Genomic DNA, 7,363 nt, shown 5'->3' with positions numbered 1-7,363 from the left:
CCGGGCGACAGCATCCGACGCTCGCCGCGGTCGAGCAGTTGTTGTTCGATCTGCGCGCGGGGCGGATCGACAGCTTCGTGCTGCCGGTCGACAACCCCATTCACGTGTTCGTGACCGACGCCTAGCGGGTAACCGCTAACGGCATCGGCCAGCGCAAGATTTTTCTCCGGACGGTGTCGATTTCCGTCTCTTTCCTTCGTCGTCAGGTTGAGTACGACCTGTACGCTGCCGCAATGGCCGCGTTTCTTTCACGATGCAAGGTGACGACGATGCCTCTCAAGCTCTATGCCCATCCTTTCTCGTCCTATTGCCAGAAGGCATTGATCGCGCTGTACGAGAACGACACGCCATTCGAATGGCGTGTCCTGTCGCACGACAACCCGCAACTGCTGGCGGAATTCGCCGGCCTCTGGCCGATGAAGCGTTTTCCGCTGCTGGTGGACGGCGCGTGCGTGGTGACCGAGGCGACGATCATCGTCGAGTACCTTGGGCTGCACTATCCGGGGCCCATCGCGCTGCTGCCCGCGGACCCGCATGCCGCGCTGGAGGTCCGCGAGCTGGACCGTTTCTTCGACAACTACGTGTCGACGCCGCAGCAGAAGATCGTGTTCGATTCGCTGCGGCCCGTGACGGAGCGCGACCCGCTCGGCGTCGCCGATGCGCGCGCGATGCTCGATACCGCGTACGCGTGGCTCGACAAGACGATGGTCGACCGCGAATGGGCCGCCGGCGATCGCTTCAGTCTCGCCGATTGCGCGGCGGCGCCGTCGCTGTTTTACGCTGACTGGTCGCACCGGATCGACGCATCGTTCACGAACGTGATCGCGTACCGGAATCGATTGCTGGAACGGCCGTCGTTTGCACGCGCGGTCGACGAGGCGAGGCCGTATCGACCGCTGTTTCCGCTCGGCGCGCCGGACCGCGACTGAACGTGAGCGGGGGCATGTGCCGACAAGAAAAAAGCCTCGCCGACACGCGACGAGGCCGTTAAAAATCACACGTGCGCTTCGGGGAAGCGCACGACGGAAGCTACTGCGTTCGCAGGCGGCGAACAAGATGAAAGAACGTCGTGGCAACACCTCGATGGCGCGGCGGTATTACCGTTTCAAACACCCGCGCGAGCGCGCGTCGCACGTGGGCATGAGGCTCGCTGCCGGTTCACGAACCGCGGATTGACTCAGTCGATATGTGCGCTACCGCACACTCGACGCGCCGCCGTGACGCACACGCAACGCCGATCCGCATAGCGTCACAACGGTTATGTTCAGCGCGCGGCGAACAGGTCGTTCGCCGGGGCCAGGGCGCCTTCGTGTTCGAGCAGCCAGCGCTTGCGCTGCGGGCCACCCGCATAGCCTTTCAGGTCGCCGTTGCGGCCGATCACGCGATGGCACGGCACGATCACCTCAACCGGATTCGCACCGACCGCCGCGCCGATGTCGATCGCCGCGCGCGGATCGGTGAAGCCGAGTGCGCGCGCGAGTTCGCCATAGGTCGTGGTGCGGCCCGCCGGGATCTCGAGCAGCGCGGCCCATACGCGACGTTCGAGGTCGGAGCCGGCGGTATCGGTGACGAGCGCGTCGAGCGCGTGCAGGTCGCCGGCGAAGTAGCGATCGATTGCCACGGCGTGCGCGGGCTGCAGCGGCGCGTCGATCAGCTCGTAAGTGCCGTAGCGTGCGTGCAGCAGACGGTGCAGACGCGCGCGATGGTCGGCGAATTCGAAGGCGTGAATGTGGGCGGACTCGTCGGTGACGAGCAGCATGTCGCCGAGCGGTGTGGCGATCGTGCCCAGATTAAGGATCATGGCGGCTCCCGGTATCGCGGGTATCAGTTTCAGTATCGGTGGCGGGCGCGGCGACAGCGACGCGCCCATATCGCTACGTTAGTCCCGATGCCGCGTTCGTACACCCCGGGTCTTGCGCTTCAATTCGATTGCGCTGCGGGAGGTCATTACAATAGAACTCCCCCGGGGCGGGTCGCCCCGCGCGCTATTCAGGAGTTCGCACTTGGAACAGATCGTTTTCCGTTCGGCGTCGTTCGCCGATCTTCCCGCGATCGTCGCGCTACTGGCCGACGACGCGCTCGGCCAGCAGCGCGAAAATCTTGCGACGCCGCTCGATGCCGCCTACGTCGCCGGCTTTCGTGCGATCGAAGCGGATTCGAACCAGCGTCTGGTGGTTGCCGTCGACGGCGACGAAGTGATCGGCACGCTGCAGCTCTCGTTCGTGCCGGGCATTGCGCGGCACGGGATGTGGCGCGGTCAGATCGAAGCGGTGCGCGTGGCCGTGCCTCGCCGTGCTTCGGGTCTTGGACAGCGAATGATCGAATGGGCCGTCGACCAATGCCGTTCGCGCGGCTGCGGGCTCGTGCAGTTGACCACCGACAAACGCCGCACCGATGCGCACCGGTTTTACGACCGGCTCGGTTTCGTCGCGAGCCACGAAGGCTACAAGCTTTCGCTATAGGCGCACTGCCTGTTTCACTTCGCGAGAACCTCCGCGACCCGCTCGCGCAGCATCGGCAGGATCTCGTGCTCGAACCACGGATGATGCTTGAACCACGCGATATTGCGCGGCGACGGATGCGGTAGCGCGACGATCGCCGGGCCGTACTCGCGCCACGCGGCGACCGTGTCCGCCAGCAACGGGTGACGCCGCTCGCCGAGAACATGGCGCTGCGCATACTGACCGATCAGCACCGTCAGTTCGATGCGGGGCATCGCCGCGCGCAACCGGTCGAACCATAGCGGCGCGCATTCGGGACGCGGCGGGTTGTCGCCGCTACGGCCCTTGCCCGGATAGCAGAAGCCCATCGGCACGATCGCGAAGCGGCTCTCGTCGTAGAACGTCGCGTCGTCGACGGCGAGCCATTGACGCAAGCGCTTGCCGCTCGCGTCGTCCCACGGAATGCCGCTCGCGTGCACCCGCGCGCCGGGTGCCTGGCCGACGATCAGCACGCGTGCGTCGACCGACGCGCGCACGACCGGTCGCGGCCCGAGCGGAAGATGCGCGGCGCAGACGGTGCACGCGCGGACGTCGCGGAGCAGGGTGGCGAGAGCGGTGCGAGGCGAAGCGTTCATCGGTGCGTGGGGCTGAAACGGTATGGCAGGGGGACCCGCGCAGTGTAACGCGCGTCACCGGTTGTTGACGGCCATCGTCCTGCCGCATTACTTTCTGGCTTTCGCGCTGCGGCTGCCGCAGTCACCATGCCGTGCCCACATTCAACCCTACCAGGTACAAGCCGATGACCGAAGCCGTCGATTCCGCCGACGAAGACCATGTGGTCCTGCTCGACGACGTTCCCGTTCCCGCCGACGAAGCGTCGGACCCGTTCGTCGTCGCGAACGAGAAGCGCGTGGCGATCGCCTACCGGATCGGCGACGCGGAGTTTGACCGGCTGGGCCCATTCGCTGACGACGACGAGCCGTTCTGCGTCGTCGTGCTGAGCGACGCAGCGTTCCATCAGTTCGGGCCGCCGCACGACGGCGATCTCGACGCGCATCCGCTCGCGCCGCGTGGGCTGCGTCCGTATGCGGCGCACGAAGTGATGAACGCTTCGCTGGTGCGCGATTCGTGGGGACCGCCAACGGACGCGAACCGCCGACGGCACTTCGTGTTCACGTTCCAGGACAGCACGTTCGAATGCGTGGCGACGGACTGCACGGCCGCGGGCGTGTACGGAAACGCCGAGATCGCGCGGCGCGAGGCGTTCTCTCTTTGCGCGTAGCGACTACGAATGCGCGTGCCCATCCGCGCGCCGGACCCACACAGTCGTTCTGGATCAACTGGTTACGCCGGATCCCAGCCGCTTATCCACAGCGTTGAGCACAGAAGATGGGGATAAGTCGGGGGCGGGCGGCGCATCACTCGCTGGGCCGGTCGCCCGCGTCCGTGCGCTGCGCGCCTCGCTCTGTCGTAAGTTGCCCATCCCGATTTTCGATCGCAGGAACTCATACGTCGTTGCGTTTGCGCGGGCCATGGTTTCCGGTTCGACACCCGCGCCATGTCCGCCGTCGCGGTGCTCCAGGTACCATACGTTGTCGTGTCCGAGCGCCTGCATTTTCGCCACCATCTTGCGCGCGTGGCCAGGATGCACACGATCGTCCGTGGACGACGACGTGAACAGAACCGGCGGATAGGCGACGCCCCGCTGCACGTTGTGATAGGGCGAGTAGGTCATCAGCGTCCGGCGATCGTCGTCGTCCTCGGGATTACCGTACTCGTCGATCCACGAGGCGCCCTGCAACAGCAGGTGAAAGCGCGCCATGTCGAGCAACGGCATATCCGAGACGACGGCACCGAACAGTTCCGGGCGCTGGATCATGCACACCGCAGTCAGCAGACCACCGTTGCTCCCGCCGCTAATGGTGAGTTGACAAGGCGTGGTGACGCCGGAGCCGATCAATGCTTCGGCCACCGCGATGAAATCGTCGAATGCAACCTGGCGTTTCTCCCGCTGCGCAGCCTGATGCCACGCAGGTCCGAATTCTCCTCCGCCGCGGACGCTCGCGACCGCGTATACGCCGCCCGGTTCGAGCCACGAGAATCCCATGGTGTCGAGATAGACAGGCGTATCGACCGGGATGTTGAATCCGCCGTATCCGTAGAGCAGGCACGGCCGAGGGTTGCTTTGAAGGTCTGCCTCGCGACCGATCAGCCAATATGGAATCTGTACGCCGTCGGGAGCCGTGGCTTGGCGGCGTTCCGCGACGAATCCGGTTGAATCGAACCGCGCGGGAAGCTGGCCGAGCAGGCGCCAGGGTACCTCGCCGGCTATATCGGCAAGATACAGTGACGGCGGCTTCAGGAAATGGCCGACGTAAATCAGCACGGTGTCGTCGCAGGTGCTGTCGACTGCCTGCACTGACGCCTCGCACCCGTCCGGTAACGGATAGGCCCGCTGTTCCCATGTTCCGCCGACGGTGGCCGGCGGGTGCCAGAGCGTTACGTGGGTAACGCTTTCGCTCTTGTGAGCAACGATCAGCCACTGCTTCGTGTAATGCACATCGGCCAGTACGCTCCGTTCAGTCGGTGTGAAAAGTACCTTGAAGCCGCGAGTACCTTCGAGAAATGCATCGCGTCTGATCGTCAACAGGGCGCCGCCCGGATGGATCGCGGCGCCCACGTTCCAGTCGCTGCGGAGGGTAATAAACAGCCATTCGCTCCACTCGAACAGTTGTGCGTCGCGCGGCAAATCGTATTGCTGCCATTCGCCGGTTCGCTCGTCGAGCCAGAACTGCTCTGCCTCGAAGAATGTCGTGCCACGAATGGCAACGTGCCGTTTCAGGATGGGGTCGTAATGGGCCAGCGCGGAGATGTGGCCGCCTTCGCATTCGAACGTGACCGGCGCGTCGACAATCGATTTTCCGCGCGACCATTTGCGCACCTGTCGCGGAAAACCGGAAGCGGTGACGGCGGGCGCATCATGTGTCGCGCTGTCGTCCCAGCCGGTATAGACCGTATCGCGATCGATCCACGAGATAAAGTGCTTGCCTGGTTCAGGCAGTTCGAATCCGTTTTCGACGAAGGCGCGTGCTTCCACGTCGAACTCCCGCACGATGCACGCATCGGCGCCGCCAGGCGAAAGAGAGATCAGCGCGCGATCGTAGGCAGGGTAGATCAGGTCGAAGCTGGACAGAACCCAGCGCGTGTCTTCGCCGTCACGGTTGTTCAGATCGAGCGCGTCGATGTCCAGCACTGTTTCCCATCGAGGCGAGCCTTCCGTCCATGCGCTCCAGGGCGTGCGGCGCACGACGCCGAGCAGATGTGTTTCGTCGGTCCATATGTTGTAACCCCAGCCGTCGCAGCGCCAGCACGTAACGATGCGGTTCTGGGCCGTCATGGCCTCGACGAACCGTCTGGTCTGCGCGTCGGCACTTGCCGTGTGGCCGTAGGTTTCCATGGTGCGGGCGGTCTGTGCGCGGACCCATGAGTCGACGGCTGAATCGCCGAGTTCTTCGAGACCGATATAGGGGTCGGCGGCGTCGGCCGATGAAGACCAGGTTAGTTCGAGATGCGGATTCATCGTGAATGTTTGCTCCGTGGCGGTAGGTGCTTTCGAGAATTGTGTACAACATGGCATCACCGCAGTTCTGCTGGCATCCAGGATGAGTCAATGATTGACCGCGTCACGATGTTGCCGCCGTCCAGGCTTTGCGCGAAACGTGTGCCTGGCATCTGTGAGTGACGCATGCTGTTATTCGATTATCGGAGGGGCTCGTCTCGTCGCGCCAGCCATACAGATCCATTACGTCGTATACGTCGGTGCCAGCGTGGCGATGAAATCGGCTTTGTGCGATGCCATCACCAGCGGGTCCGGAAAATTTGCCGGTGCTGATTTGAGATCGAGGGGGTGCTCGGCGGAGGTCAACGACTCGCGCTGTCGCCAACGAAATGACGCGGACGAAATGATTGACAACCCCATGGCCGATCGACGAAGATCGAACCCATGAACCGCCAGACCCATCCGATCGCGCTGATTATTCGCTCCATTCAACGAATGGTGGGTTAGCGCGCGTTTTCCGGTCTGCACAACAACCCGCCCCACGAGGCGGGTTTTTTGTTTCCGCTTCCTGGTGCCTTGAACCCTTTGAACCAGGAGTTTGCCTTGTCCTCATCTGTAGCCTGTGCGTCCGCGGAAACTGCCGACGCCGACGACACGACCCGCGGTACTGGTACCGATATCGTTGTCGCCCCCTACGACTACCTGAAAAAAATCCTCACCGCGAAGGTCTACGATGTCGCCCGCGAGACGGAGCTCGAACCGGCGCGTGCGCTATCGGAACGGCTGGGCAACACGGTCTACCTGAAGCGGGAAGATAACCAGCCGGTGTTCTCGTTCAAGCTGCGCGGCGCGTACAACCGGATGGCCCACATCGCGCCCGATGCGCTCGCACGTGGCGTGATCACCGCATCGGCGGGGAATCACGCGCAGGGTGTCGCGCTGTCGGCGCAGCGCATGGGGGTGAAGGCCGTCATCGTGGTGCCGGTCACCACGCCGCAGGTCAAGGTCGACGCGGTGCGCACCCACGGCGGCCCGACTGTCGAGGTCGTGCAGGTGGGCGAGTCGTACAGTGACGCGTACGCACACGCACTGCAGCTGCAGCAGACCCGCGGCCTGACCTTCGTGCACCCGTTCGACGACCCCGACGTGATCGCCGGCCAGGGGACGGTCGCGATGGAAATCCTGAGCCAGCACCAGGGCCCGATCCACGCGATCTTCGTGCCGATCGGCGGCGGTGGGCTGGCCGCGGGAATCGCCGCGTACGTGAAGGCCGTGCGTCCGGAGATCCGCGTGATCGGCGTGCAGACCGAGGACTCCTGCGCGATGGCGCAGTCGCTGAAGGCGGGCGAGCGCGTGACGCTCG

7 protein-coding genes are annotated in these 7,363 nt (G+C 64.3%); 4 read left to right on the top strand and 3 right to left on the bottom strand.

The features are described 5' to 3' along the window. Positions 1-269: 269 nt before the first annotated feature. Entirely contained in the window at positions 270-929 is a 660-nt protein-coding gene (locus tag ACREXZ_RS30535; RefSeq protein ID WP_431767863.1) for a glutathione S-transferase family protein, read from the top strand. A gap of 335 nt (positions 930-1,264) precedes the next feature. Here ACREXZ_RS30535 and ACREXZ_RS30530 read toward each other — a convergent pair whose 3' ends face one another. After that, positions 1,265-1,801, bottom strand: coding sequence for a methylated-DNA--[protein]-cysteine S-methyltransferase (locus tag ACREXZ_RS30530; protein WP_431767862.1), 537 nt, complete (start codon positions 1,799-1,801; stop codon positions 1,265-1,267). Positions 1,802-2,003: 202 nt separating this feature from the next. Here ACREXZ_RS30530 and ACREXZ_RS30525 point away from each other — a divergent pair, with 202 nt between their 5' ends. After that, positions 2,004-2,462 carry a GNAT family N-acetyltransferase gene (locus ACREXZ_RS30525; protein ID WP_431767861.1) on the top strand — a complete coding sequence of 153 codons (459 nt, stop codon included), beginning with the start codon at positions 2,004-2,006 and terminating at the stop codon, positions 2,460-2,462. 14 nt (positions 2,463-2,476) lie between these two features. Here the strand turns inward: ACREXZ_RS30525 and ACREXZ_RS30520 are convergent, their stop codons facing one another. Further along, a complete protein-coding gene (locus tag ACREXZ_RS30520; RefSeq protein ID WP_431767860.1) occupies positions 2,477-3,076 on the bottom strand; it encodes a uracil-DNA glycosylase family protein in 600 nt (199 codons plus the stop codon). A 164-nt stretch (positions 3,077-3,240) separates the two neighbouring features. Between ACREXZ_RS30520 and ACREXZ_RS30515 the strand changes: the two genes are divergently transcribed. Continuing rightward, a complete protein-coding gene (locus tag ACREXZ_RS30515; RefSeq protein WP_431767859.1) occupies positions 3,241-3,723 on the top strand; it encodes a hypothetical protein in 483 nt (160 codons plus the stop codon). Between the two features lie 54 nt (positions 3,724-3,777). On the opposite strand, the gene ACREXZ_RS30510 is transcribed toward ACREXZ_RS30515, so the two are convergent. Next, a complete protein-coding gene (locus ACREXZ_RS30510; protein ID WP_431767858.1) occupies positions 3,778-6,021 on the bottom strand; it encodes a prolyl oligopeptidase family serine peptidase in 2,244 nt (747 codons plus the stop codon). A 657-nt stretch (positions 6,022-6,678) separates the two neighbouring features. On the opposite strand from ACREXZ_RS30510, the gene ACREXZ_RS30505 reads away from it, so the two are divergent. Then, positions 6,679-7,363, top strand: a 685-nt coding sequence (locus ACREXZ_RS30505; RefSeq protein ID WP_431767864.1) for a pyridoxal-phosphate dependent enzyme, incomplete at its 3' end; no start/stop codon positions are given.

This window comes from Paraburkholderia sp. (assembly GCF_050742655.1).
In the GTDB taxonomy this organism is placed as follows: domain Bacteria; phylum Pseudomonadota; class Gammaproteobacteria; order Burkholderiales; family Burkholderiaceae; genus Paraburkholderia.
Note: the sequence above shows the minus strand (reverse complement) of the source record. Positions and strands in the feature narration are given on the sequence as shown.